The organism is Arthrobacter sp. TMS2-4 (genome assembly GCF_054511075.1).
The window spans coordinates 223,386-246,568 of the sequence record NZ_JBTNDI010000001.1 but is presented as its reverse complement, the minus strand read 5'-3'; the positions used below and the strand labels follow the sequence as shown (position 1 = coordinate 246,568).

21 protein-coding genes are annotated in these 23,183 nt (G+C 68.7%); 6 read left to right on the top strand and 15 right to left on the bottom strand.

Annotated elements, in window-relative coordinates; translation table 11 throughout:
- Positions 1-71: 71 nt before the first annotated feature.
- Together ACX80F_RS01200 and ACX80F_RS01195 are read right to left on the bottom strand one after the other, a co-directional pair.
- Positions 72-1,610, bottom strand: a complete 1,539-nt coding sequence (locus tag ACX80F_RS01200; RefSeq protein ID WP_459334558.1) for a glycoside hydrolase family 18 protein — start codon at positions 1,608-1,610, stop codon at positions 72-74.
- Positions 1,611-1,801: 191 nt separating this feature from the next.
- Positions 1,802-2,554: a DUF72 domain-containing protein gene (locus tag ACX80F_RS01195; protein ID WP_459334557.1), complete on the bottom strand. Its 753-nt coding sequence runs from the start codon at positions 2,552-2,554 to the stop codon at positions 1,802-1,804.
- Between the two features lie 113 nt (positions 2,555-2,667).
- On the opposite strand from ACX80F_RS01195, the gene ACX80F_RS01190 reads away from it, so the two are divergent.
- Genes ACX80F_RS01190 through ACX80F_RS01180 form a run of 3 tightly spaced genes read left to right on the top strand, consistent with a single transcriptional unit; the run spans position 2,668 to position 6,015 of the window.
- On the top strand, positions 2,668-3,798 hold the full coding sequence (locus ACX80F_RS01190) for a glycosyltransferase family 4 protein (RefSeq protein ID WP_459334556.1): 1,131 nt from the start codon (positions 2,668-2,670) through the stop codon (positions 3,796-3,798).
- Between the two features lie 16 nt (positions 3,799-3,814).
- Positions 3,815-5,170, top strand: a complete 1,356-nt coding sequence (locus ACX80F_RS01185; RefSeq protein WP_459334555.1) for a UDP-glucose dehydrogenase family protein — start codon at positions 3,815-3,817, stop codon at positions 5,168-5,170.
- An 8-nt stretch (positions 5,171-5,178) separates the two neighbouring features.
- Entirely contained in the window at positions 5,179-6,015 is an 837-nt protein-coding gene (locus tag ACX80F_RS01180; RefSeq protein ID WP_459334554.1) for an SGNH/GDSL hydrolase family protein, read from the top strand.
- Positions 6,016-6,099: 84 nt separating this feature from the next.
- Here the strand turns inward: ACX80F_RS01180 and ACX80F_RS01175 are convergent, their stop codons facing one another.
- The 3 genes from ACX80F_RS01175 to ychF all read right to left on the bottom strand — a co-directional run bounded on the left by ACX80F_RS01175 (position 6,100) and on the right by ychF (position 9,963).
- A complete protein-coding gene (locus ACX80F_RS01175) occupies positions 6,100-7,317 on the bottom strand; it encodes a beta-ketoacyl-[acyl-carrier-protein] synthase family protein (RefSeq protein WP_459334553.1) in 1,218 nt (405 codons plus the stop codon).
- Between the two features lie 563 nt (positions 7,318-7,880).
- Positions 7,881-8,669 (bottom strand): aldo/keto reductase, encoded by a 789-nt coding sequence (locus ACX80F_RS01170; RefSeq protein WP_459334552.1) that lies wholly within the window; start codon positions 8,667-8,669, stop codon positions 7,881-7,883.
- A 208-nt stretch (positions 8,670-8,877) separates the two neighbouring features.
- The gene (ychF, locus tag ACX80F_RS01165; RefSeq protein ID WP_459334551.1) at positions 8,878-9,963 is read right to left on the bottom strand and encodes a redox-regulated ATPase YchF; all 1,086 of its coding nucleotides are present in this window, start codon (positions 9,961-9,963) and stop codon (positions 8,878-8,880) included.
- A gap of 63 nt (positions 9,964-10,026) precedes the next feature.
- Between ychF and ACX80F_RS01160 the strand changes: the two genes are divergently transcribed.
- Complete coding sequence (locus tag ACX80F_RS01160) at positions 10,027-11,358, top strand: DNA recombination protein RmuC (protein WP_459334550.1); 1,332 nt, start codon at positions 10,027-10,029, stop codon at positions 11,356-11,358.
- Positions 11,359-11,385: 27 nt separating this feature from the next.
- Here ACX80F_RS01160 and ACX80F_RS01155 read toward each other — a convergent pair whose 3' ends face one another.
- Both ACX80F_RS01155 and ACX80F_RS01150 read right to left on the bottom strand, forming a co-directional pair.
- Positions 11,386-12,477, bottom strand: a complete 1,092-nt coding sequence (locus ACX80F_RS01155) for a 4-hydroxy-3-methylbut-2-enyl diphosphate reductase (RefSeq protein ID WP_459334549.1) — start codon at positions 12,475-12,477, stop codon at positions 11,386-11,388.
- 61 nt (positions 12,478-12,538) lie between these two features.
- Positions 12,539-13,381, bottom strand: a complete 843-nt coding sequence (locus tag ACX80F_RS01150) for a hypothetical protein (protein WP_459334548.1) — start codon at positions 13,379-13,381, stop codon at positions 12,539-12,541.
- Between the two features lie 190 nt (positions 13,382-13,571).
- Here ACX80F_RS01150 and xseA point away from each other — a divergent pair, with 190 nt between their 5' ends.
- Together xseA and ACX80F_RS01140 are read left to right on the top strand one after the other, a co-directional pair.
- Positions 13,572-14,870 (top strand): exodeoxyribonuclease VII large subunit, encoded by a 1,299-nt coding sequence (gene xseA, locus ACX80F_RS01145; RefSeq protein ID WP_459334547.1) that lies wholly within the window; start codon positions 13,572-13,574, stop codon positions 14,868-14,870.
- Between the two features lie 103 nt (positions 14,871-14,973).
- Positions 14,974-15,207, top strand: coding sequence for an exodeoxyribonuclease VII small subunit (locus ACX80F_RS01140; protein WP_459334546.1), 234 nt, complete (start codon positions 14,974-14,976; stop codon positions 15,205-15,207).
- A 119-nt stretch (positions 15,208-15,326) separates the two neighbouring features.
- Here ACX80F_RS01140 and ACX80F_RS01135 read toward each other — a convergent pair whose 3' ends face one another.
- The 8 genes from ACX80F_RS01135 to ACX80F_RS01100 form a co-directional block, all read right to left on the bottom strand.
- Positions 15,327-16,163, bottom strand: a complete 837-nt coding sequence (locus ACX80F_RS01135) for a formate/nitrite transporter family protein (protein WP_459334545.1) — start codon at positions 16,161-16,163, stop codon at positions 15,327-15,329.
- A gap of 90 nt (positions 16,164-16,253) precedes the next feature.
- Positions 16,254-17,108 (bottom strand): PPK2 family polyphosphate kinase, encoded by an 855-nt coding sequence (locus ACX80F_RS01130; RefSeq protein WP_459334544.1) that lies wholly within the window; start codon positions 17,106-17,108, stop codon positions 16,254-16,256.
- A gap of 28 nt (positions 17,109-17,136) precedes the next feature.
- Positions 17,137-18,354, bottom strand: coding sequence for a pyridoxal phosphate-dependent aminotransferase (locus ACX80F_RS01125; RefSeq protein WP_459334543.1), 1,218 nt, complete (start codon positions 18,352-18,354; stop codon positions 17,137-17,139).
- A gap of 89 nt (positions 18,355-18,443) precedes the next feature.
- Complete coding sequence (locus ACX80F_RS01120; protein ID WP_459334542.1) at positions 18,444-19,412, bottom strand: ABC transporter substrate-binding protein; 969 nt, start codon at positions 19,410-19,412, stop codon at positions 18,444-18,446.
- Entirely contained in the window at positions 19,409-20,155 is a 747-nt protein-coding gene (locus tag ACX80F_RS01115; protein ID WP_459334541.1) for an ABC transporter permease, read from the bottom strand. Before ACX80F_RS01115 ends, ACX80F_RS01120 begins: the two co-directional genes overlap by 4 nt.
- A complete protein-coding gene (locus tag ACX80F_RS01110) occupies positions 20,155-20,850 on the bottom strand; it encodes an ABC transporter permease (protein ID WP_459334540.1) in 696 nt (231 codons plus the stop codon). Before ACX80F_RS01110 ends, ACX80F_RS01115 begins: the two co-directional genes overlap by 1 nt.
- Positions 20,851-20,852: 2 nt before the next feature.
- The gene (locus ACX80F_RS01105) at positions 20,853-22,004 is read right to left on the bottom strand and encodes an ABC transporter ATP-binding protein (protein WP_459334539.1); all 1,152 of its coding nucleotides are present in this window, start codon (positions 22,002-22,004) and stop codon (positions 20,853-20,855) included.
- Positions 22,005-22,193: 189 nt separating this feature from the next.
- Positions 22,194-23,147, bottom strand: coding sequence for an N-acetylglucosamine kinase (locus ACX80F_RS01100; protein ID WP_459334538.1), 954 nt, complete (start codon positions 23,145-23,147; stop codon positions 22,194-22,196).
- Between the last annotated feature and the right edge of the window lie 36 nt (positions 23,148-23,183).

Sequence of the window (23,183 nt, the reverse complement as noted above, 5' to 3'; positions counted from 1 at the left end):
TGGGTGTTCCCGTGGCCGACCCGCCACGACCGTGCGATCGGCTCGAAGGTACGCGCCACCTCCCGCTGCGATCAGCCGTCGGCCTCCTCGGCAGACGGCGAGGAGGTGCCTGACGGCGCAGCGCCGGGCGCCGGGGTGCCGGCCGCCGGGGTAGGCGTGGCGCGTTGCTGGATCAGGGTCTCGCGGACCACCCTGTCCCTGGCCGGGCCTCGGGGAGCTTCGCGCAACCGATCGGCCAGCACGGTCAGGAGCGAGCCATCCCGGTTGCCTGCCAGGTCCCACCACATGGCGCCGCCGAGCCCCTTCTCGAGGATGTACTCGCTCTTGAGCCGCACGGTCTCGGGGTTGTCGTAGCTCCACCATGCGTCGCCGTCGAACCGCCAGGCCGCCCCGACCGTCGGGTCGGTGAATTCCTCGCCGACGTCGCGCAGTTCGTCGTAGTCCTCGAGCCCGGGTTCCTCGCCCCCGGGCGCCGGCCCGACGGCCGGGCCCCAGGGCTCGGCGAACTCCGCCCCCGCCCAGCCCCTGCCGAACATCGCGAGTCCGAGCCCGAGCTGGCCTGGATCGATCCCGGCGTCGAGATAGACCTGCACTGTCCGGTCCACCGAGTAGCGCTGGTTGTCCGGGCGCGGGTCATCCGGACCGTCGAAAAGGTTCCCATGGTGGCCGGTGAGGCCCGGCTCCCACGTTCCCCAGAGGTCGTACCCCTGGATGTTGCCGAAGTCGAGGTACTCGAACAGTTCCGGGTCGTCCCAGCCACCGGCCTCGATGTCCTCCGGGTTCGCGGGGAGGAAGGCACTCAGGGAGTAGGAGGTCCCTGTGGTGGCGCCGTAGGTGTCGAGCTGCTCTCGGAACTCCTGCAGCAGGAGCCGGAAGTTCTCGGCGTCGTTCTCGGGGTCCACCCCGTTGCCCTCGAGCCCGTTCTCGCTGCCGGGCCACTCCCAGTCGATGTCGATGCCGTCGAAGATGCCGGCCGCCGCCCCGCTCCCTCCCCTGCCATCGATGACCGGCAGGTTGCCCTTGATGTACAGGTCGATGCAGGAGGCGACGAGGGCCTTGCGGGATTCCTCGGTGGCCGCGGCACGTGAGAAGTTCTTCGACCAGGTCCACCCACCGAGCGAGATCACCGCCCGCAGTCCGGGATTGGCCGCCTTCAGCTGCCGTAGTTGGTTGAAGGACCCGGCCAGTGGCTGGTCGGGTGTGTCCGCGATGCCGGCAATCGATTCGGCCGTCCCGTAGGGCATGCCGTAATCCGCCCAGGCATCGGAGGCGCCGTCGGAGCCGTCCGGACCGCTTCCCTGCGCCTTGTTCGCCTCGAAGCAGGTGAGCGTCTCATGGTGGATGTTGCCGAAGGCGTAGTTGATGTGGCTCAGATTCCCAGCAGCACCCGAGTCCTGCAGGGCCTTCATCGGGAACTGGCGGCCGTAGACCCCCCACTGGGGGAAGTAGCCCACGCTTCGGTAGCCGTTGATGCGGGCGGGGATCGTGGCGGATTCCTCCGACCCGGTCGTCTCCGGGGGGTTCTGACCGGCGCACGAGGCGAGGCCGCTGATTCCCAGGACGGCCACGACGGTCAGCGCGCCGATCAGCAGTGATCGGCGTGGGCGCACTCGGTTCATTCTCTTCTCCGGCATGGTGGACGAGCGCCGGCAGGCAGCGGCTCCATCAGGCTACGGTACAAGGCGTGCCGTAACCTCCGGGTCGGGACCGGCGGCGGCACGGGTCTGTAGCACGATGATCGCCGTCCAGAGCTCGTTCTCGCCCCACCGGGGACCGAAGCCGCCGGCTTCCCGGCACCGGCTCAGCTCGCGGTCGGACGATCGCCCAGTCCCAGCAATCCTCGGAGGGTCTGCGCGTTACGCACGGCGTTCCCGCCGCCGTCGTTGTTGAAGTAGACGTAGACGTCCCGGTGGGCACCGTGCCATTCGCGGATCCGGTCAGCCCACCAGCGCAGGTCCGCATCCGGGTAGGAGCCGGCATACAGGTGCTGGTGGTCAGGTCCGTGCAGCCGGACGTAGACGAACGGGGCGGTCGCGCTCAGGATGCACGGCAACCCGGCGCCGCTCATCACGCAGTACGCCGCCTGGTGCCGCTCGAGCAACGCGAAGACGGCGTCGTCGTTCCAGCTCTGGTGGCGGAATTCGACGGCTACCCGGATCCACCACGGCACTCGGGACAGGAAGTAATCCAGACGGGCATCGTCGCGCTCCATGGCCGGCGGGAGCTGGACGAGCAGGACAGCCCTGCGGTCGCCCAGCTCATGCCAGCAGCGCGCGATCCGCTCGATCCACACGTCCGGTGCGTACAGCTTCTTCCCGTGGGTCAGCCCGCGCGGCGCCTTCACGGACAACGCGAATCCCGGGGGCAGGCGACGCTGCCACCCTGCGAAGGTGGTGTCCCGGGGCCAACGGTAGAAACTGGCATTCAACTCCACCGTGTCGAATCGTGCCCCGTAGTAGGCCAGGCGCTTCGCCGGCGGGGTGCCATGCGGGTAACAGACACCATCCCAGTGGTCATAGCTCCACCCTGAGGTGCCGATGCGGATCTCGCTCACCCGGGTCACCCTACCGACCGACGACCGACAGCCGGTTTCCTGTTCACCCGGTTGTCGGTGCACCGATACCTGTCGGCCGCCGGATGATCAACCCCGGGTGGAACGGTGGTTGCGTGAGGATCGCAATTGTCGCCGAAACCTTCCTGCCCGCCGTGAATGGGGTCACGCATTCGATTCAGAGGATGCTCGAGCATTTCGACGACCGCCGGGATGAGGTGCTGGTGATCGCACCGTCCAGTGCGGATCCGGACACATCCGAATGGGGTCGGAACGTCCGCGTCGTGCGGCTGGCCTCGGTCCCGTTGGCGGGGTACAGCAGTGTGCGGGTGGCTGTCGGCGGAGTGAACAAGGTTCGGCGGCTCCTCGCCGACTTCGCACCAGAGATCGTCCATCTCGCTTCCCCGTTCGAATTGGGATGGCGTGCACTGCGCGCCGCCGCAGACCTTGGTATTCCCGTGGTGGCGGTCTACCAGACGGACGTTCCCGGGTACGCAGCACGGTACGGGCTGCCCCTCCTCGAGAGCTGGGCGTGGCAGAGGGTCGAGAACATCCACCGGGGCGCGACCCGCACCCTGGCGCCCTCGACGTCGGCCATTCGCCAACTGGAGGATCACGACATCCCCAATGTCCGCTTGTGGCGGCGTGGGGTGGACACCTCCAGGTTCCATCCGGGGAAACGAAGCCATTCCTTCCGGGGAAACATCGCACCGCGTGGAACGAAACTCATCGGATACGTGGGCCGGCTTGCTGCCGAGAAGCAGGTCGATGATCTGCGGGTCCTTGAGAGCGTCGACAACACCCGTCTGGTGATCATCGGCGACGGCCCCCTCCGCCCTGCTCTCGAATCCGCTCTTCCCAGCGCCCACTTCACCGGCTTCCTCGGCGGCGAGGAGCTGGCCACCGCGATGGCCAGCCTGGACCTTTTCATCCATCCCGGGGAACTGGAGACCTTCTGCCAGACCATCCAGGAGGCGATGGCGTCGGGGGTTCCCGTCGTGGCCACGGGACGGGGCGGACCCCTCGACCTGGTCGACCCGTCGAGAACCGGGTGGCTCTATCACCCCGGGAACCTGGCGCAGCTGCGCAGCCAGGTGCTCGACCTCGTCGGGGACGACGCGAAGCGTGCCGCGTTCTCCCAGGCGGCCTGCGCCGTCGTGCAGGGACGGACCTGGCCCGTCCTCTGTGAATCGCTCATCCAGCACTACGAACAGACCATCTCCGAACACGCCCTGCTCCGCCTGTGACCCTGGAAGGGACCCCATGAGAATTTCTGTTATCGGCTGCGGCTATCTCGGCACCGTACACGCAGCCGCCCTGTCCTCACTGGGCCATGTCGTCACCGGTGTCGACACGGATCAGGGCAAGATCGATCAGCTCTCCCGCGGCGGAGCGCCTTTCTTCGAGCCCGGCCTCACCCGACTGCTCGACGCCGGCAGGCGGGCCGGGACCCTCGGATTCACCTCGGCCTTCGCCGATGTCGCGGACTGTGAGGTCCACTTCCTGTGCGTCGGGACGCCGCAGCAGAAGACCTCCCATCATGCGGACGTGACCCACGTTCTGTCCGCTGTCGATGCCTTGACCGAGCACCTCCGTGAGGGCTCCGTCATCGTCGGCAAATCAACGGTGCCGGCGGGAACGAGTGCGGCGCTCCTCCGCCTGCTGGCCGGCACCGGAGCGGACCTGGCATGGAACCCCGAATTCCTCCGCCAGGGCACCGCCGTCAACGACTCACTGCAACCGGACCGGCTTGTCTACGGAGTGCCGGACGGGAACGCCGGGGTCCGGGCCTCCGCCGTTCTGGACGAGATCTACGCCCCGCTCCTCGAGGACGGCGTTCCCCGCCTGATCACCGACGTCACGACGGCGGAGCTCGCCAAATCTGCGGCCAACGCCTTCCTGGCCCTGAAACTCTCCTACATGAACGGGATCGCCGAACTCTGCGTTGCGGTCGGCGCTGACGTCTCGGCACTGGCCGAAACGCTCGGAATGGATTCCCGCATCGGTGGGAAGTACCTGGGCGCGGGCGCCGGATTCGGCGGCGGCTGCCTCCCCAAGGACCTCCGATCGCTTCGCGCGCAGGCACAGGACGCCGGCACACCCTCCCTCGCGACGCTGCTGGGCCTCGTGGACGACATGAATGCCGAGGCTCGACAGCGAATTCACGATGCGGCGACGGAGATGTGCGGCGGGGACCTCACGGCTCGCCGGATCACCGTCCTCGGTGCGGCCTTCAAGCCGCACACCGATGACGTCCGGGATTCTCCGTCCATCGACATCGCGCTTCGGCTGGCGACCTCAGGCGCCCGGGTGACCATCACCGACCCGCAGGCCGTGGGGAACGCGTGGTTGAACTACCCACAGCTGCACTTCGAGGCAGACCCCCTGCAGGCACTGCGCGGGGCAGAGCTCACCCTCCTGCTGACCGAATGGCCGGAGTTCAGTGCCCTTGATCCCACCGACGCCGCGTCGGTCGTATCCCGCACGACGATCCTTGATGGACGCAACGCCCTCCCAGCTGACATCTGGCGGTCGGCAGGATGGCACTACCGGGGCATCGGCCGTGGCGTCAGCGGCAACAGGGTGGCAGGTCCCGTACCTTCACGTGCCGCAATCTGAAAGCGCACATGACTCTGCCGGCCGGTCGATACGTGGCGCTCGGCGATTCCTTCACCGAAGGTGTAGGCGATCCCCACAAGCACCTTCCGAACGGCGTGCGCGGCTGGGCAGACCGCGTCGCGGACAAGTTGGCCAAGGACCAACCCGGATGGGAATACGCGAACCTGGCGATCCGCAGCAAACGCCTGCGCCACGTCGCGGCCGAACAGTTGGAACCGGCCCTGGCAATGAAGCCCACCCTGATCACGCTCTACGCCGGCGGGAACGACGTCCTCGACGCCAGGACGAGCATCATCGAGGTGCTCCAGCAGTACGAGGAGATGGTCGCGGCCCTGTCAACGACCGGAGCCACACTGCTCCTCTTCACGGGGTATGACGTCGACGTCACCCCGGCGCTGCGCGTCTTCCGACGACGAAACCATCTGTACAACGACGGCGTCCGCCGCATCGCCGAGCAGTACGACGCCGTCCTGGTCGACTACTGGCGCTTCGAGGCATACCGCGACCCGCGTATGTGGGGGCCGGACCGCCTCCACATGTCCAAAGCCGGCCACAAATACATGGCAGCACAGATCCTTGACATCCTGGGCGTGGAGCACTCCATGAACCTACTGGCCTGGCAGCCGCCCCCATCGCAGACCCTTTTGCAGTGGGAAAGGACACAACGGCGCTGGGTCAATGACTGGATACTCCCCCTCCTCCACAGGAAGGTCCGGGGCGTGACACTCGGCGACGACCTGCACCCGCGCTGGCCCGAGCCGACCCCTGTACCACCCAAAGGCGGCCTCCGGCGGTTGGCGAAGACCGGCTCCGTCAACGTCGTAGCGAAACGTCCACATCCCTGACCACGCCACCAGCACCCCGTGCATCCGCCGTGACCCAGGACCCCGTCGCTCGAGCCGGTGCCTCGGATCACGCTTCCTTCCTCGTCAGGCCGCGGTGACGACCAGGGCAGTGCTGTGGCCGCCGAATCCGAAAGCGTTGGTGACGGCAGCTTTCGAGCCGGCACACGCGGTCGTCGTGTCGACGACGTTGACGCGGATGTCCGGGTCGGGGTTCTCATGGTTGAGGGTGCCGGGAAGCTGCCCTGTCCGGAGGGCCTGAAGGGCCACGATGGCACCCAGTGCCCCGGCACCCCCCAGCAGGTGCCCTGTCATGGACTTGGTAGAGGTCACGGGCACAGCATTGCCGACCACTGCGCTGATCGCACCGGCCTCGAGGAGATCACCGACAGGGGTGGACGTGGCGTGTGCGTGGACGAAGTCGATGTCCGACCCTGAGAGCCCTGCAGCCGCAAGAGCTTTCTGCATCACCCGTTGCTGAATGGCCTGGTCGGCGGCCACGATGTCCCCGGCATCGGAGGTCACGGCGGTCCCGGCGATGCGACCGAGTATGTCGGCTCCCCTCGCCCGGGCGAACTCCTCCCGTTCGAGGACGATGATCCCGGCTCCTTCCGACATCACGAACCCGTTCCGGTTACGGTCGAACGGCCGTGAAGCCGCGGCCGGGTCCCCCTGACTCGTCGACAGTGCCCGGAGCTGAGCGAAACCGCTGATCGCCAGGTCGTTGACGCAGGCGTCTACTCCCCCGGCCACGACGACGTCCACCGCTCCAGCGGCAATCATCTCCACACCCTGGGCGATCGCCTCAGCCCCGGAGGCACAGGCACTGACCGGCGTCCGGGCGCCTCCCTGCGCGCCGATGTCCATCGACACCCACGCCGAGGGTCCGTTCACCATGATCTGCGTGAGCGTGTGCGGCGAGACCCGCCGGGGACCCCCGGTATCCAGGACCCGGACCTGGGACAACACCGTACCCAGACCCCCGTAGCCGGACCCGATCACCACAGCGAGGCGGTCGGGGTCGACAGCCGGCGTGCCGGCCTGAGCCCATGCCTCCCGCGAGGCGATCAGTGCCAGATGCCCACAGCGATCCATCCGCCGGTACTCCCGGGTGGACAGCGACCCTGCCGGATCGGTGGTGACGAGTCCCGCAATCCGTACCGGCAAGTCCTGCGCCCACGGTTCGTCCAACCCCTGGATACCGGACCGACCAGCGACGAGGCCGTCCCACGTATGCGCGACCGTCCCTCCGACGGGCGTCATGGCACCCATCCCGGTCACCACCACCCCATGCGCGTTCGTCATCGAGGAATACCCGTCCTTCTACCCATCGAGCTACTGCTCGAGCCGAAGCGTTGAGTCTGCCTGCAACGCTGCCCGCCAACGGCCGGTGCTTCTTCCAGTACCTCATAAAAGGCCACGCGACCCCACACCAGGTAGAGACCATGACACCCGCCACGACGCCGCCGAGCTTGCTGGTGCGGCCGGCCGGGCAGCGACTACAGGCGCACTCCACTACCGGTCGGCCAACGAGCTGGTGCGTGACCAGCTGGGCGGTGCGCACCCGGCGGGCGCTCTGCCGGACTCCGTGGACTTCGCCGACGCACCGCGTGCAGCTGGACCGGAACGTCCCTAGATATCGAAGCGGAACCCGACCACGTCCCGTAGCCGAATCACCGTAGATGGCGACATCCTTCACCACCTGTCAGGAAGCCACGGCGTGTGCAGTCGCAGTACGAACCTCGAGACTGTCTCGGGGGGTGAACTACAGCTAGCAGAGCTGTTGATCACCGGTCATCAAGCGCAGGAACGTCATGACCCCCACCATCCAGCGGCCGGGTCGGCGGTGATCCCGAAGCCAACGTGTATCACAGCATTTCGAGGGGTTCCGGGTGTGTCGGCGGCGGGAAAGCGCGATCGAGGCGCTCGAGATCGGTGTCGCTGAGGAGAAGGTCGCGGGCAGCGGCGTTCTCGAGCACATGCTCGGCGGTCGAAGCCTTCGGGATCGCGAGCACGCTGCTGGTGCGCATTGTCCACGCCAGAGCGACCTGCGCGGGCGTCGCACCGAGCTCACGTGCGATCTGTGTCAGATCCGGGTTGCCGAGCAGTCGTCCCTGCTCCACGGGCGAATAGGCCATCACGGGCATCTTTATAGAAGCGGACCATGGCATCAGGTCGAACTCCGGACCGCGACGGGTCAAGTTGTACAGCACCTGATCGGTTTGGCACCCCTCAGGCAAACTCCGGAGCTCGTCGGTGTCGAGGTTACTCACACCCCACGCACGGATCGAGCCCTCGTCGATGAGGGACTCGAACGCTGCGACGGTCTCCTCGAAGGGGAATCTCCCCCGCCAATGCAGGAGGTACAGGTCCAGGCGGTCAGTGCCCAGACGGTCCAGGCTTGCATGACAGGCCTCGATCGTCCCTGATGCGGAGGCGTTCGAGGGTAGGACCTTGCTCACCAGGAAAACCTCATCGCGCCTACCCCTGATGGCTTCTCCGACAAGGTCCTCACTGCGCCCATTACCGTACATCTCGGCGGTATCGATCACGGTCAGACCCAGATCGATACCCGTGCGCAGCGCCCGGATCTCAGCGTTTCGACTGGCAGGAGAGTCACCCAGGTTCCACGTTCCCTGCCCCAGAGCAGGAACCACAGTGCCGTCAGGAAAAGTAATCACTCGCCAACGCTACAACCCGGGGCCATCAGCTAGCGAGGTGTGATGGAAACCAAACGATGGGTCAGGTCAAAGTGGCACCAATAGGTGCAGCAGACCCAGCTGGCTATGACGGCGCTCACGGCTGTGCCAGATCTCGAGGTGCTGATGTTCCGGTTATTCGGACAACGCACGTAGGTATATCGCACTAGACATTGAATCTGAATTCCACCACGTCGCCGTCGGACATGACGTATTCCTTGCCCTCGATGCGCACCCGACCGCGGGACTTGGCCTCGCTCATGGACCCGGCGTCGATGAGGTCGTCGAAGGAGACCACCTCGGCCTTGATGAAGCCGCGCTGGAAGTCGGAGTGGATGACGCCGGCGGCCTCGGGCGCCGTCGCGCCCTTCTTGATCGTCCAGGCCCGGCTTTCCTTCGGACCCGCGGTGAGGTAGGTCTGCAGGCCCAGGGTGTGGAAGCCCACGCGCGCGAGCTGGTCGAGGCCCGATTCGTCCTGACCGTTCATCTCGAGCATCTCGCGGGCCTCGGCCTCGTCGAGTTCCACGAGATCCGCCTCGAGCTTCGCGTCGAGGAAGATGGCGTCGGCGGGGGCGACGAGCGCCCGCAGCTCCGCCTGACGGTCCTCGCTGCCGAGAACGGCATCGTCGACGTTGAACACGTAGATGAAGGGCTTGGCCGTGAGCAGGCTCAGCTCGCGCAGGTGCTCCATCTCCAGCTTGTCGCTGGTGACGGAGGCGAAGATCGTGTCGCCACGCTCGAGGACGGACTGCGCGGCCTGCATGGCAGCCAGCTGCGCGGCCTCACGCTTCTTGATCTTCACTTCCTTCTCCAGGCGCGGAATGGCCTTCTCCAGCGTCTGCAGATCCGCGAGGATCAGTTCGGTGTTGATGGTCTCCATGTCGGAGCTCGGGTCCACCTTGCCGTCGACGTGGATGACGTCCGGGTCGTCGAACACGCGGATGACCTGCGCGATGGCCTCCGCCTCGCGGATGTTCGCCAGGAACTGGTTGCCGAGGCCCTCCCCCTCGGACGCGCCCTTGACGATGCCGGCGATGTCCACGAAGGACACGGTCGCAGGCAGGACCTGCTTGGACCCGAAGACCTCGGCCAGCTGCGCGAGACGCGGGTCGGGCAGGCTGACCACGCCGACATTCGGCTCGATCGTCGCGAACGGGTAGTTCGCCGCCAGGACGTTGTTGCGCGTCAGGGCGTTGAAGAGGGTTGATTTGCCGACGTTGGGCAGTCCGACGATGCCGATAGTAAGAGCCACGGGAGACAAGTCTACCGGCGAGCGGTGTCGTGGAATGTCGGAGGTTCCTGCGACAGTGTGGGCATGAGCGCAACCGCCGTCCTCCTCGTTCTCCTCGCCTTCATCATCGGGTGCGCCCTCGGCGCCTTCCTCGTGGCGCGCTCCCTTCGGCCGCGCACCGAGGAGCTCCGGGCAGAGCTCGACGACGTGACCGCCCGTCTCGGACGCACGACGACGGACCTCGCGGCAGCCGCAGCACAGCGGGACCTCCTGCAGCAGCACAACCGCGAACTGACCGGCAAGACGTCGACCGACAACGACGTCCTGCGCGCCCTCGCCCCGGTCGCAGAGAAGCTCACCCAGGTCCAGCGCCAGGTGGGTCTGCTGGAGCGTGACCGCGTGGAGCAGTACGGGCAGCTCTCCAGGCAGCTCGAGGAGTCACGCGAGGCGGACGCCCTGCTGCTGTCGACGACGCATTCCCTCGCCGGCGCCCTGCGCAGCAACAGTGCGCGCGGCCAATGGGGGGAGATCCAGCTGCGGCGCGTCGTCGAGGCGGCGGGCATGCTGTCACGGGTCGACTTCCTGGAGCAGGTCTCGGTCTCCGCCGGTAGCGACGGCGAGACGGCGCGCCCCGACATGGTGGTGCAGCTTCCCGGCGACAAGCAGATCGTCATCGACGCCAAAGTGCCGCTCAGCGCCTTCCTCGCGGCGCAGGAGCTGGCGGGCACGGCCGACGGCTCCACGGACGCCGTGGCGGGATTCGAGGCACGCCGCACCGACCTGCTGAAGCAGCACAGCAAAGCCCTCCGGGCGCACATCGACGCCCTCGCCCGCAAGAAGTACTGGGAAGGGGCAACGAACTCCCCGGAACTCGTCATCTGCTTCATCCCGGTCGAGTCCGTGTTGTCCGAGGCGTTGCGCGCGGACCCCGAACTGCTGGACTACGCGTTCGGCCGCAGCGTCGCCCTCGCCTCACCGGTGTCTCTCCTCGGCATCCTGAAGGGCGCGGCCTTCAGCTGGCGCCAGGCCGTCCTGACCGACAACGCACGGGAACTGTTCGACCTGTCCAAGCAGCTGTACGAACGCCTCGGCACCATGGGCGGTCATGTCACCCGCCTCGGGTCCTCCCTGAAGACGTCGGTGGAGCGGTACAACTCCTTCGTCGGCGCCCTCGAGTCGAGGGTCCTGCCCACCGCGCGGCGGATCGGCGCGTTCGATTCGGCGTCACTCGACGTCGTCGACGCGGCAGCCGAAGGATCCGAGGCCGCCGGCCACAGCGCCGATGTGAGCCTGCTGGGGACCGCGCGGGCGCAGCGCATCGGCACTCCGGCCGCCGCAGGTGAAGCGGCCGCCTCCATCGACGCGACGCCGCGTTCCCTCACCGCCCACGAGCTCCTCGACGGAACGGCGGGCTAGGCGCACTGGGGGCGGCCCGCCGAGGGCTCAGTTCAGCGAGGTCCGGTCCGTCCCTCGTCCGCCCCGGCCCTGCGACGGATCCCCCATCGCCTTGAGGGCGGCGCGGATCTCCTTCGGGAGGGAGAAGATGATGTCCTCCTCAGCGGTGACCACTTCCTCGACCTGCCCGTATCCGTACTCGGCAAGCAACCGCAGGACGTCCTGCACGAGGTTCTCCGGGACGGAGGCGCCGGAGGAGATCCCGACGGTCGCCACGCCCTCGAACCAGGACTCGTCCACCTCGTTGGCGAAGTCCACGCGGTACGCCGCCCGGGCGCCGTACTCGAGTGCGACTTCGACCAGCCGGACGGAGTTCGAGGAGTTGGCCGATCCGACCACGATGACGAGGTCCGTCTCCGGCGCGATCTTCTTGATGGCCGCCTGCCGGTTGGAGGTCGCGTAGCAGATGTCGTCGCTCGGCGGGTCCTGCAGTGTCGGGAAGCGCTCCTTGAGGAGGTTCACGGTCAGCATGGTCTCGTCGACGCTCAGGGTGGTCTGCGAGAGCCAGATGAGCCGCTCGGGATCGCGCACCTGCACCTTGTCGACGTCCTCCGGCCCGTTGACGATCTGGATGTGATCCGGGGCCTCACCTGCCGTCCCCTCCACTTCCTCATGGCCCTCGTGGCCGATGAGGAGGATGTCGAAGTCGTCCCGCGCGAAGCGCTGCGCCTCCTTGTGCACCTTCGTCACGAGGGGACAGGTGGCATCGATGGTGCGCAGCCCACGGTCCTCCGCCGACTGCACGACGGCGGGCGAGACGCCGTGGGCCGAGAAAACGACGAGCGCCCCCTCGGGTACCTCGTCGGTCTCGTCGACGAAAATGGCCCCCTTCGCCTCGAGCGTCGAGACGACGTGGAGGTTGTGCACGATCTGCTTGCGCACGTACACCGGCGGCCCGTAGTGCTCGAGGGCCTTCTCGACGGCGATGACCGCCCGGTCCACGCCTGCGCAGTACCCGCGCGGGGCCGCGAGCAGCACTCTCCGGTCGCCCGTGATCGGCGCAGCGGCGAGCACCTCGGCAGGCGGGCGGCGCCTGCGCGGGATGGTGGGCATGGGGACCTGAACGGTGGTGCTGGTCATGGGCCGATTCTACCGGCTCGGCGAGCCGCACCGGCGTGATCCGGGGCGGCTCCGCTGTGAGCTAAGCCCTGCGTCTGCGTCCGCCGGCGTGCTGCCCCACCACGCCGAGGACGACGGCGACGAGCCCGCCGATGATCACCGGCACGCTGTCCGCGGCGACGGCGGCGCCGATCCGGTCCCCCAGACCGCCGAGGAAGACGTCGGCGTCAGCACTGTTTCCCGGTACCTGGGCTGCCGCGGCGGGGATCCAGCCGACGGCGAGCGCCCCGAGGACGCCGATGACCGCCACGCCGAGTCCCAGCAGGGCGAGCGTGGTGCCTCGTCGGCGTGAGAACGTCAGCGCCAGCAGACCCAGCACACCGGCACCGGTGAGGTAGAGGGGCCAGGACTGCACCGCGTCGACGACGGCGCCGAACACCCCGCTGCGCTCGACCGACCCGACGGCGATGGTCGTGTCCTCGGGGAGCGGGATCTCGAGGCCGAGTCTGCCACCCACCTCCTCGGCCACGAGATCCACGACCGGCGCGAGGTCGAGTGTCAGGAGAGCCGGTGCCGGTTCCGAGGGGTCGGCGGCGTGAGCCAGCGTGACGGAGTGCGATCTGCGAAGGACCTCCGTCCAGGCTCCCTGGTACCCGGAGGACGCCGTGACCGCCGCCGCCGCATCCCGGATGAGCGGTTCCACGAGGCCGCTGACCGGTCCGGGGAGAGCGCTGTTCGCGGCGAAGTCCTCGGCGACGGATGCCGTGAGCGCCGCCTGGAAGTCGGTATCCTGACCGAGCGGCGCAGCCAGCGCGAGGAACCCTGGCTCCTCCAGGAGGTTCCGATCCACCCAGGCGCACGCCAGGCCGCCGGCGGCGACGACGAGCGCGAGCAGGGCCAGCAGGGCAGAGACGACGGTCCGCATGGAATCCTTATCGTGGAGTGGGACTCCCGATTATGCCCGCTGGGGCTTGTCCGGCGTCCTGCCTCCTCCCTCCGCGCAGGGACGCACATACCCCGGCCGAGCCTGTGACCGAGGGTGAGGGATGGTAGAGATGAACAGTGCGGACTCCGCGAGCAGACGCGTCGGCATTCACCCCGAGGACAGGACACCCATGACGAGCGAAGGCATCAGGGCGCGGCCCGCCGGTGACGCCGACCCGGACCGGGCGACGACGACGATTCCCGCCACGGCGGCGGAGACGTCGCCGGACTCCCCGTGGCCGCTCCACCTGCTGTCGGAGAAGCTGAAGGCGCACATCGATCGAGCCCCGGCGGCGTGGGTCGAAGGGCAGGTCATCGAGCTCAACCGCCGCGCCAGCATGTGCTACATCACCCTCCGGGACGTGGACACCGAGGTGTCGCTCTCGCTCTCCGTGTACGGCAGCGTCATGGACCGCGTGTCCTCCCCGCTCGACCGGGGCTCCCGCGTGGTGGCGCGTCTCAAACCGGACTTCTGGGTCAAGACCGGTCGGCTGTCGATGCAGACGATCGACATCCGGCCCGTCGGGATCGGCGACCTCCTCGCACGCATCGAACGGCTGCGGCAGTCCCTCGCCGCGGAGGGCCTGTTCGCGGCGGCGCGCAAGAAGCGGCTGCCGCTGCTCCCCCATCGCATCGGGCTCATCACCGGACGCGATTCCGACGCGATGAAGGACGTCATGCGGAATGCCGCGCTGCGATGGCCGGCCGTGGAGTTCGACGTGCGGGAGGTCGCCGTCCAGGGCGTGAACAGCGTGGCGCAGGTGACCGGCGCGCTGGCCGCGCTCGACGCCGATCCGCACGTGGACGTCATCATCATCGCCCGCGGCGGCGGCGCCCTCGAGGACCTCCTGCCCTTCAGCGACGAGTCCCTGGTCAGGGCCGTCGCGCTGGCCAGGACGCCCGTGGTCAGCGCGATCGGGCACGAAGCGGACCGGCCGCTGCTCGACGACGTGGCGGACCTGCGCGCCTCCACCCCCACGGACGCCGCGAAGCGGGTGGTCCCTGACGTGACGGAGGAGCTCGGCCGGATCGGCCAGGCGCGGGCTGCCCTCGAGCGGTCGATCCGCGTCCTCGTGCACCGCGAGGGCGAGAGCCTCGCGAACCTGCGCTCCCGCCCCTCCCTCGCCCGGCCCGAGGGGATGATCGAGGTCCGGCAGGCCGACGTCGAACGGCTCCGCTCGCGGGCCCTGCGGTCGACCACCGCTGCCGTGCACCGCGACGCCGATGCGGTCCACCACCTCCGCGAGCGCGTCCGCTCGCTCTCGCCCCAGAACACCCTCGACCGCGGGTACGCCGTCGTGCAGCGGACGGACGGACACGTGGTGAGGACCCCCGGGGACGTGGAGCGCGGCGATGCCGTGCGGATCCGCGTCGCCGGCGGACAGCTCGGTGCGGTCATCGACGATCCCGTGCCGCAGGAAACCACGTGACGCAGGACCCCGCAGGCGCAGTCATGACAGTCTCCGCTCCTGACACCACCCTGACATCGACCACGGCCCGGCCACGGGCCACCCAGCAGAGGAGGACCATGCCATGACGGAGAACCAGCAGCCGGACCCCAGCCCGGCGGTGGACACGCTGTCCTACGAGCAGGCGCGGGAGGAACTCGTCGCCGTCGTCTCGCGGCTCGAAGCCGGTGGCGTGAGCCTCGAGGAGTCCCTCGCGCTCTGGGAGCGCGGCGAGGCCCTCGCCGATCGCTGCGAGGCGTGGCTCGAAGGTGCCAAGGTGAGGCTTGCGGCGGCACGCGACAAGGCCGAGGGCACGTAGCGCCAGGGGTCCATGGTGGTCTCCCTCCTCGGTGGTGGAGCCCCGGGACCAGGAGGAGACGCGGTCAGTGTGGGTCTACGTCGGCCCGCGCGAAGCACTGTTCGGCCGGCGGCCGGGAATCACCGGTCGTGTGGTGCGTCCGGGTCGGCGGGTGCTTCCTCGCGCCGCTGCTCGAGCAGTTCCTTCGTGCGCACGAGCCGCAGCAGGGTCACGAGGACGAGGCCGCCCAGCATGTTGAACAGCAGGGTGTAGCCGAACCAGCCGAGCCACCGGTCGTAGCCGATGTCCGCGCCGGAGTGGATCGCGCCGAAGATCAGCAGCGAGTCGAGGATCGAGTGGAAGAGACTGAGGCCCGCGAGCAGGAAGCCACCGATCATGGTCGCCACGATCTTGGCGACGTCGTTCGTCGTGCCCTGCTGCATGCGGCTCATCAGAGTGATCGTGCTTCCGCCCAGGACGGCCAGGGCCACGGTCTGCAGTGAGAACGGAGCGTCGACGAAATGCTCGGCGCTCTCGGTCACCGTCGCGGACCACTCCGGGAAGGCCTGCATGACGATCCACATGAAGATCCACCCGGCGACGAGATTGGCCACGAGCGTGCCGCCCCACAGCTTCGCGAGCTGCGTGAGGCTGCCCTCCTTCGCCACGACCGCGGCCACCGGCATGAGGAAGTTCTCGGTGAACAGCTCGCTGTGCGCCAGGAGCAGAGCGACGAGTCCGACGCCGAAGGCGAGCCCCGCGAGCAGCTCGTTCCCGGTCTCGTGCAGCACAGCGAGGTACGCCATGATGCCGAGCCCGATCTCGAAACCGCCGAACACACCGGTGACGATGATGTTCCTCATGGTCCGCTGGAGTCGCTCGGCGCCCTCCTCCACCGTCGCGTCGAACGACTCCTTGAGTTCGTCCTCGACCGGCGCGTCCGTCTCGCCGAGTTCCCGCCTGCGTTCCTCGCTCACGTGTCCTCCCATTCCCCGTCGTCGTCTCCCGCAGCCGGGTCGGCGGTCAGGAAGAGTGCTTCGTCGTCTCCGGTGCCGCCCGGTCGGCGCTCAGGAGGCGTGCAGCCGCTTCTGCTCGGCGGCGACATCGAACGCTGCCCGGGGCCAGCCGAGCTGCATGTCCTCCAGCGTCGCGGTGAGCAGGTGCTGCACCGCGAGCCTGGCATACCACTTGCGGTCGGCGGGTACGACGTACCAGGGGGTATCCGGCGTGGTCGTCCGCTCGACGGCCGTCTGGTACGCCTCCTGGTACTGCTGCCAGAGGGCGCGGTCCTCGATGTCGTCCGGGCTGTACTTCCAGAATTTGTCCTTGCGGTCGAGGCGCTCGGCGAGCCGCGCCTTCTGCTCCTCCTCGCTGATGTGCAGCATCACCTTGACCACCCGGGTACCCGCGCCCACCACCTCGTCCTCGAACTTCCGGATCGCCCTGTACCGCTTCTCCACCTCCGCCGCCGGCGAGAGAGCGCGCACGCGGTGGATCAGGACGTCCTCGTAGTGGGAGCGGTCGAAGACCCCGAGCATGCCCGGTGCCGGCAGCTGCCGGCGGACGCGCCAGAGGAAGCTGTGCTGCTGTTCCCGTTCGGTGGGCGCCTTGAACGCGTAGTGCTGCACCCCCTGCGGGTGCACCTGCCCCACGACGTGGCGGACGATCCCGCCCTTGCCGGAGGTGTCCATCCCCTGCAGGATCAGCAGCACGGCGATCTCACTGCCGGCCCGGCTCTCGGCGAAGAGTTTCTCCTGCAGGGACGCGAGCGTGTCCGCTCCCTCGGCGAGGGCCGCGGCACCCTGCTTCTTGCCGCCGTCGAAGCCGGGCGTGGACCGGGGGTCGACGGCGTCGAGGGAGAAGTCCGGCCCGGCCAGGAGCAGCCTCCGCGTCTCGGCTGCGGTGTCGGTTCTGTTCGGCATGGGACCTCCTGGGATGGGGCGGAACGGCTTAGGGCTTGTAGGTGGACAGGAAGTCCGCGAGGCGCCCGATGGCGTCCTCGATCACCTCGACGCTCGGCAGCGTCACCATGCGGAAGTGGTCGGTGTTGACCCAGTTGAAGGCGCTGCCGTGCGAGATGAGGATCTTCTGCTGCTTGAGGAGGTCCAGGGCGAACTTCTCGTCGTCCTTGATCGGGTAGATCTCCGGGTCGAGCCGGGGGAAGAGGTACAGGGCACCCTGCGCGATCTCGCAGCTCACGCCGTCGATCGCGTTGAGCAGCTGCGCGGCCTTGTCGCGCTGCTGACGCAGGCGCCCGCCGGGCAGGATGAGGTCGTTGATGCTCTGGTGCCCGCCGAGCGCGGTCTGGATGGCGTGCTGGGCCGGAACGTTCGCGCACAGGCGCATGTTGGCGAGGAGGTTGATGCCCTCGATGTAGTCGGCGGCGTCGCGCTTGGGCCCGGAGATGGCCATCCAGCCGCTGCGGAAGCCGGCGATCCGGTACGCCTTCGACAGGCCGCTGAAGGTCAGGCACAGGACGTCGTCGCCCGTGACGGAGGCGGCGTTGATGTGGACGGCGTCGCCGTAGAGGATCTTCTCGTAGATCTCGTCGGCGAACACGATGAGCCCGTGCTCGCGCGCCAGGCGCACGATGCCCTCGAGGATGCTCCGCGGGTACACCGCCCCGGTGGGGTTGTTCGGGTTGATCAGCACGATGCCCTTGGTGTTGGGCGTGATCTTGGCTGCGATGTCCTCGAGGTCCGGCCACCAGTGGTTGTCCTCGTCGCAGAGGTAGTGCACGGGCGTGCCACTGGCGAGGGCCACGGACGCGGTCCAGAGGGGATAGTCCGGCGTGGGGATCAGCACCTCGTCGCCCGCGTTCAGCAGGGCCTGCATGGACAGCGTGATGAGTTCGCTGACGCCGTTGCCGAGGTACACGTCGTCGACGTCGATCGAGTTGATGCCGCGGCTCTGGTAGTACTGCACGACGGCGGTGCGCGCCGAGAAGATGCCGCGGGAGTCGCTGTAGCCCTGCGCCTCGGGGAGATTGCGGATCATGTCGACGAGGATGGCGTCGGGCGCCTCGAAACCGAACGGTGCGGGGTTGCCGATGTTGAGCTTGAGGATGCGGTGGCCCTGGGCCTCCATGGTCATGGCGTGTTCCAGCAGCGGCCCCCTGATGTCGTAGAGCACGTTCTGGAGCTTGCCGGACTGCTTGTAGGTGGCCATTTCTTCAGGATGCCACAGCAGGGGCCCACCGCGTGGCATCACGATGCCGTGCGACGGACCCCTGCCGGGATTGCGGAGCCTGCCGTGACCTAGCCGGCGAGGCCCTTGTCCGCGAGCCAGTCGGCCGCCGCGTCCGCGGGGTTCCGCTTCTCCTCGCCGCTGACCTCCCGGTTCAGGGCCAGCAGATCATCGGTGGTCAGCTGGGCCGACACATCGTTCAGGACGGTCCGCGCGTCCTCGTTCACCGTGTCGGCGTTGATGAGCGGGAGAACCTGCTGTGCGATGAAGTTGTTCTCCGGGTCCTCGAGGACCACGAGGTCGTTGTCGTCGATCGACGGCGTCGTCGTGTAGATGTCCGCGGCCTGCACGGTGTCGTCCAGGAGGGCGTTCAGCGTGATGTCCCCGCCGCCGTCGTTGATGGCCTCGAAGCCGCCGGGCTCGCAGCCGTACTTCGCCTCCAGGCCGGGCAGCCCGTAGGCACGCTCCTGGAACGTGCTGGGCGCACCGATGGTGATCTCGTCGCAGACCTCCGCGAGGTCCTCGATCGAGGTCAGGTTGTACTTCTCGGCGGTCGCCGCGGTCACCACGAGGGCGTCCTTGCTCTCGGCCTCCGAGGGCTCGAGGACCGTGAGGTTCACGTCGGGCGACTTCGCGGACAGTGCGTCCGGGAGCGCGGCGAAGATGTCCTCGGCGGATTCGGCGGTGGCCTCCGGGTCGGCGAAGAGCAGCAGGTTGCCGCTGTAGTCGGGGATGATGTCCACCGAGCCGTCCTCGAGGGCGGTGTAGTAGATCTCCCGCGACCCGATGTTGAGCTGCGTGGTGGCCTCGACCCCGGCGGCGTTGAGCGCTCCGGCGTAGATCTCGGCGACGATCTGGCTCTCGGGGAAATCAGCCGAACCGATGACGACGGACCCGCCGTCCGCGACAGCCGATTCCTGTGGTTCCCCCTGGGGGTCGCTGTTCGCACCGCAGGCAGTCAACGCCAGTGCGGCCGTCAGGCCGCCAGCCAGTCCCATCAAAGCGCGCCGTCGGGCGCGTCGTACTGACAGGTTCTTCATGTTGTTCCTCCTTGTGCACTGGCGACGGCCTTCTGCCGGCCAGATCCTTGGGCCCTTACCCGGTCCGGGGTCCGGATCCCGGGTGAGATGACGGTTCTCTGCAGCAGGGCCATGAGCAGATCGACGGCGATCGCCAGGACCGTGATGACCACGGCGCCGCCGAACAGGCGCCCGTAGTCGGCGAGCTGCGTCCCCTCCACGAGGTAGACGCCGAGCCCGCCCAGGTTGATGAAGGCGACGACGGCGACGGTCGCGACGACCTGCAGCAGGGCGGCACGCACTCCCCCGAGGATCACCGGGAGCCCGTTCGGCACCTCGACCCGCAGCAGGATCTGCCGTTCCCCCATGCCCATGCTCCGTGCGGCGTCCACGACCGAGCGGTCCACCGAGGAGATCCCCGCGTAGATGCCGCTGAGCAGGGGCGGGACGGCGAGCAGCACGAGGGCCCAGATAGGCGGCATGAGGCCGAGGCCGGCGAGGAGGACGAACAGGAAGACCAGGCCGAGGGTCGGCAGGGCGCGGAGGATGCCGACGCCGGAGACGATCACGACGCGGCCGCGGCCCGTGTGGCCCACGTAGAGGCCGATCGGGACGGCGATCACCAGGGCGATGAGCATGGTCAGGCCCGTGTAGCCGAGGTGCTCGACGACCCGCGCCGGGATGCCGCGGTCACCTTCCCAGTTGGCGGGGGCGGTCAGCCATTCCCACATCTGGACGAAGAGGTTGTCACTCGTGTAGTCCATCAGACTCCCGCCACCTTCGCCTCGAGGGCCACGATCTCCGCGTCCTGCGCACCGCCTGCCGCGATCTTCCGGGTCCAGGGCGTCAGGAGTCGCTCCGCGAGCACGAGCAGGAGATCCATGACGAGGGCGAGCAGCAGGATCATGATGATCCCGACAGCGATCTCGGTCGGGAAGGACCGGAAGAGGCCGTCCGTGAACAGCGTCCCGAGGCTCGGGACGCCGATCAGGGCGCCGACGCTGACCAGCGAGATGTTGGTGACGGAGACCACGCGCAGCCCGGCGAACAGCACGGGCAGCGACAGCGGGAGATCCACGGTGAGGAAGCGGCGGACCGGCGTGTAGCCCATGGCGACGGCGGCCTGCCGGACGCCGTCGTCGATCGAGTTCAGGGCGTCGAGCGTGGCCCGCACGAGCAGCGAGAAGGCGTAGATCGCGAGGGCGACGATGACGTTGACGGGATCGATGACCCGGGTGCCCAGCACCACCGGCAGGAACACGAACATCGCCAGGGACGGGATGGTGTAGAGGATCGAGGACCCGGTGAGCAGGACCGATCCGATGGCGGCGTTGAGCCGGGCGAACTGCGCGACAGGCACCGCGACGATCAGCCCGAGCAGCAGCGGTACGACGGCCTGGACGATGTGCAGGCGGGTGTGCAGCCAGACGAAGTCGAGGTTTGCGAGGAACCAGTCCATGGCTAGACCGCCGTGTTGTGGTCGGCGCGGCCCCGGTCGAGCCGCGCGGCCTCGATGAGCTCGAAGACCTCGGCCGCATGGACGATACCCACGGCGCGGCCGTCGTCGTCGACCGTCACGCCCTGGCCCGACGGCGAGGACAGCGCGGCGTCGAGCGCCCGTCGCAGGGTGTCGCCACGCGTGTAGAGGGAACCTCCGGGGACGGCCTCTGCCTGCCGGGTGATGCCGGCGCGGGTTGCCTGCGGCACCCATCCGTGCGGGCGGCCTTCGGCGTCGACCAGCAGTGTCCAGGGCGAGCGCACCGACACGGTCGGGTCGGCCAGTTGTCCTACCTCGATGGTCTCGACGGGGTGGATGGTGATGCCCGCGCCCGGCTGGAAGGACAGGTGGCGGAAGCCACGGTCGCGCCCCACGAACCCGGCCACGAAGTCGTCGACGGGGGCGCGGAGGATCTCCTCAGGGGCGGCGTACTGGGCGAGGCGACCGCCGACGGCGAAGACGGCCACCTTGTCGCCGAGGACCGTCGCCTCGTCGATGTCGTGGGTGACGAAGACGATGGTCTTCGCGAGGTCCCGCTGCAGGCGCAGCAGTTCCTCCTGCAGTTCCGCGCGCACCACCGGGTCCACGGCGCTGAAGGGCTCATCCATGAGGAGGATCGGAGGGTCGGCCGCGAGCGCCCGCGCGACGCCGACCCGCTGCTGCTGCCCGCCGGAGAGCTGTGCGGGGTAGCGTGCGCCCAGCTCGGGGGCGAGGCCGACGACGGCGAGGAGCTCCTTCGCGCGGGTCCGCGCCTCGGCCTTCCGGACGCCGTTCAGGCGCGGGACCGTCGCGATGTTGTCGAGGACGGACCGGTGCGGCAGGAGGCCCGAGGACTGCATGACGTAGCCCATCGAACGCCGCAGGTTGGAGGCCTTCTGCCCGGAGACGTCCTGCCCGTCCACGAGGATCTGGCCCGCCGTCGGCTCCACCATCCGGTTGATCATGCGCAGGGAGGTGGTCTTGCCGCAACCCGAGGGGCCGACGAACACGGTGATCTTCCCCCGTTCGATGTCCATGGTGAGGTCGTCGACCGCGGGGCGACCGCCATCGTAGGTCTTGGTGACGGAGCGGAATTCGATCTGGTGCCGGGGGCCGGCCTGCTCGGAGGATGTCATGGCAGCTGTGCCTTTCGTGGCAGGAGCTTCTCGGCCGGGCTGTGCCCGCGGACCGCATCCTCTGCGGTTCCGGCTTGCCGTCTGGTATGTCGCCGCACGGGACGCGCGGCGGTCAGTTCAAGCTGTCGGAGGTTCTGAGTCTAACCATGCGTTCGGAGCAGACAAGAGCGCGGGTTGGTAGCGCCTGCGTCACATCAGGAACGGGACGCCCATCACGGGGTCCTCGCGGAGGACCACGACGTCGGTGATGCCTTCGTCCGCGAGCCGCGCCCGCAGCCGCTGCTGCAGTGCCGGCTGGTGCATCGCGAGACCGCCGCCCAGCACCACGGGCCCGGGCATCCCGATCACGGACGCTACGTCGAGGACGAGGCGCGTGAGGTCGCCGGCCGCGCGGTCGAGGATGGCTGCGGCGTCGGGGTCGCCGTCGCGTGCGGCGTCGAACACGGCGCGGGACTGCGCCGCCCAGTAGGTGCGTCCGGCGCCGGAGTGGAACAGGCCGATGAGTTCGGTGGGCGTGGCCACGCCGTTGAGGTCCAGGACCGCGGCGTCGAGGGCGTCCGGGGCCAGCCCGGTGTCGTACCGGTGCAGGGCACGGCGGACGGCCTCACGGGCCACCCAGTAGCCGCTGCCCTCGTCGCCGAGGAGGTATCCCCAGCCGCCGGACCGGGCCTGGCGGCCGTCGCGCGTGGTTCCCCACGCGACGGAGCCGGTGCCCGCGATGACGGCGATGCCCGCGTCTGCCCCTCCCGCGGCGAGGATGAGGCGGGTGTCGTGCACGACGTCGACGGCGGCGTGGGGAGCGTGCGCTGCGATCAGGGCGCGGAGGCGGTCGGCGTCGGCCTGCGTGTCCACGCCCCCGGACCCGGCGATGACGCGCGTGACCGGACCCGCGTCGCGGCCCGCGTCGGCCAGGAGGGTCCGGAACAGTTCGCCGAGGCTGCGCGCGGCGTCGTCCGCGCTGACGTTCTGGACGTTGGCGCTTCCCGCCTTCGCCTCCGCGATGAGCCGCCCGCCGCGCCAGAGCGCACCGTGCGTCTTGGAGCCGCCGATGTCCAGGCCGACGACGAGGGGCGCGGGCCGGTCGTCCGAGCCCCCGGCGGCGGCGGACGGGTGGGCGACGGACGGTGCGGGGGTCTCGGACATGCCTCCAGCCTACAAACAGGCCGGCGGGCGGCCGCC

Excerpts from the sequence above, each read along its gene's own strand:
- ACX80F_RS01155 (WP_459334549.1), bottom strand. The coding sequence starts at position 12,477 with ATGACCAGCACCACCGTTCAGGTCCCCATGCCCACCATCCCGCGCAGG.
- xseA (WP_459334547.1), top strand. The coding sequence starts at position 13,572 with ATGACGAGCGAAGGCATCAGGGCGCGGCCCGCCGGTGACGCCGACCCG.
- ACX80F_RS01140 (WP_459334546.1), top strand. The coding sequence starts at position 14,974 with ATGACGGAGAACCAGCAGCCGGACCCCAGCCCGGCGGTGGACACGCTG.
- ACX80F_RS01125 (WP_459334543.1), bottom strand. The coding sequence starts at position 18,354 with ATGGCCACCTACAAGCAGTCCGGCAAGCTCCAGAACGTGCTCTACGAC.
- ACX80F_RS01100 (WP_459334538.1), bottom strand. The coding sequence starts at position 23,147 with ATGTCCGAGACCCCCGCACCGTCCGTCGCCCACCCGTCCGCCGCCGCC.
- ACX80F_RS01150 (WP_459334548.1), bottom strand. The coding sequence starts at position 13,381 with ATGCGGACCGTCGTCTCTGCCCTGCTGGCCCTGCTCGCGCTCGTCGTC.
- ACX80F_RS01160 (WP_459334550.1), top strand. The coding sequence starts at position 10,027 with ATGAGCGCAACCGCCGTCCTCCTCGTTCTCCTCGCCTTCATCATCGGG.
- ACX80F_RS01120 (WP_459334542.1), bottom strand. The coding sequence starts at position 19,412 with ATGAAGAACCTGTCAGTACGACGCGCCCGACGGCGCGCTTTGATGGGA.
- ACX80F_RS01175 (WP_459334553.1), bottom strand. The coding sequence starts at position 7,317 with ATGACGAACGCGCATGGGGTGGTGGTGACCGGGATGGGTGCCATGACG.
- ACX80F_RS01115 (WP_459334541.1), bottom strand. The coding sequence starts at position 20,155 with ATGGACTACACGAGTGACAACCTCTTCGTCCAGATGTGGGAATGGCTG.
- ACX80F_RS01185 (WP_459334555.1), top strand. The coding sequence starts at position 3,815 with ATGAGAATTTCTGTTATCGGCTGCGGCTATCTCGGCACCGTACACGCA.
- ACX80F_RS01105 (WP_459334539.1), bottom strand. The coding sequence starts at position 22,004 with ATGACATCCTCCGAGCAGGCCGGCCCCCGGCACCAGATCGAATTCCGC.
- ACX80F_RS01180 (WP_459334554.1), top strand. The coding sequence starts at position 5,179 with ATGACTCTGCCGGCCGGTCGATACGTGGCGCTCGGCGATTCCTTCACC.
- ACX80F_RS01110 (WP_459334540.1), bottom strand. The coding sequence starts at position 20,850 with ATGGACTGGTTCCTCGCAAACCTCGACTTCGTCTGGCTGCACACCCGC.
- ACX80F_RS01130 (WP_459334544.1), bottom strand. The coding sequence starts at position 17,108 with ATGCCGAACAGAACCGACACCGCAGCCGAGACGCGGAGGCTGCTCCTG.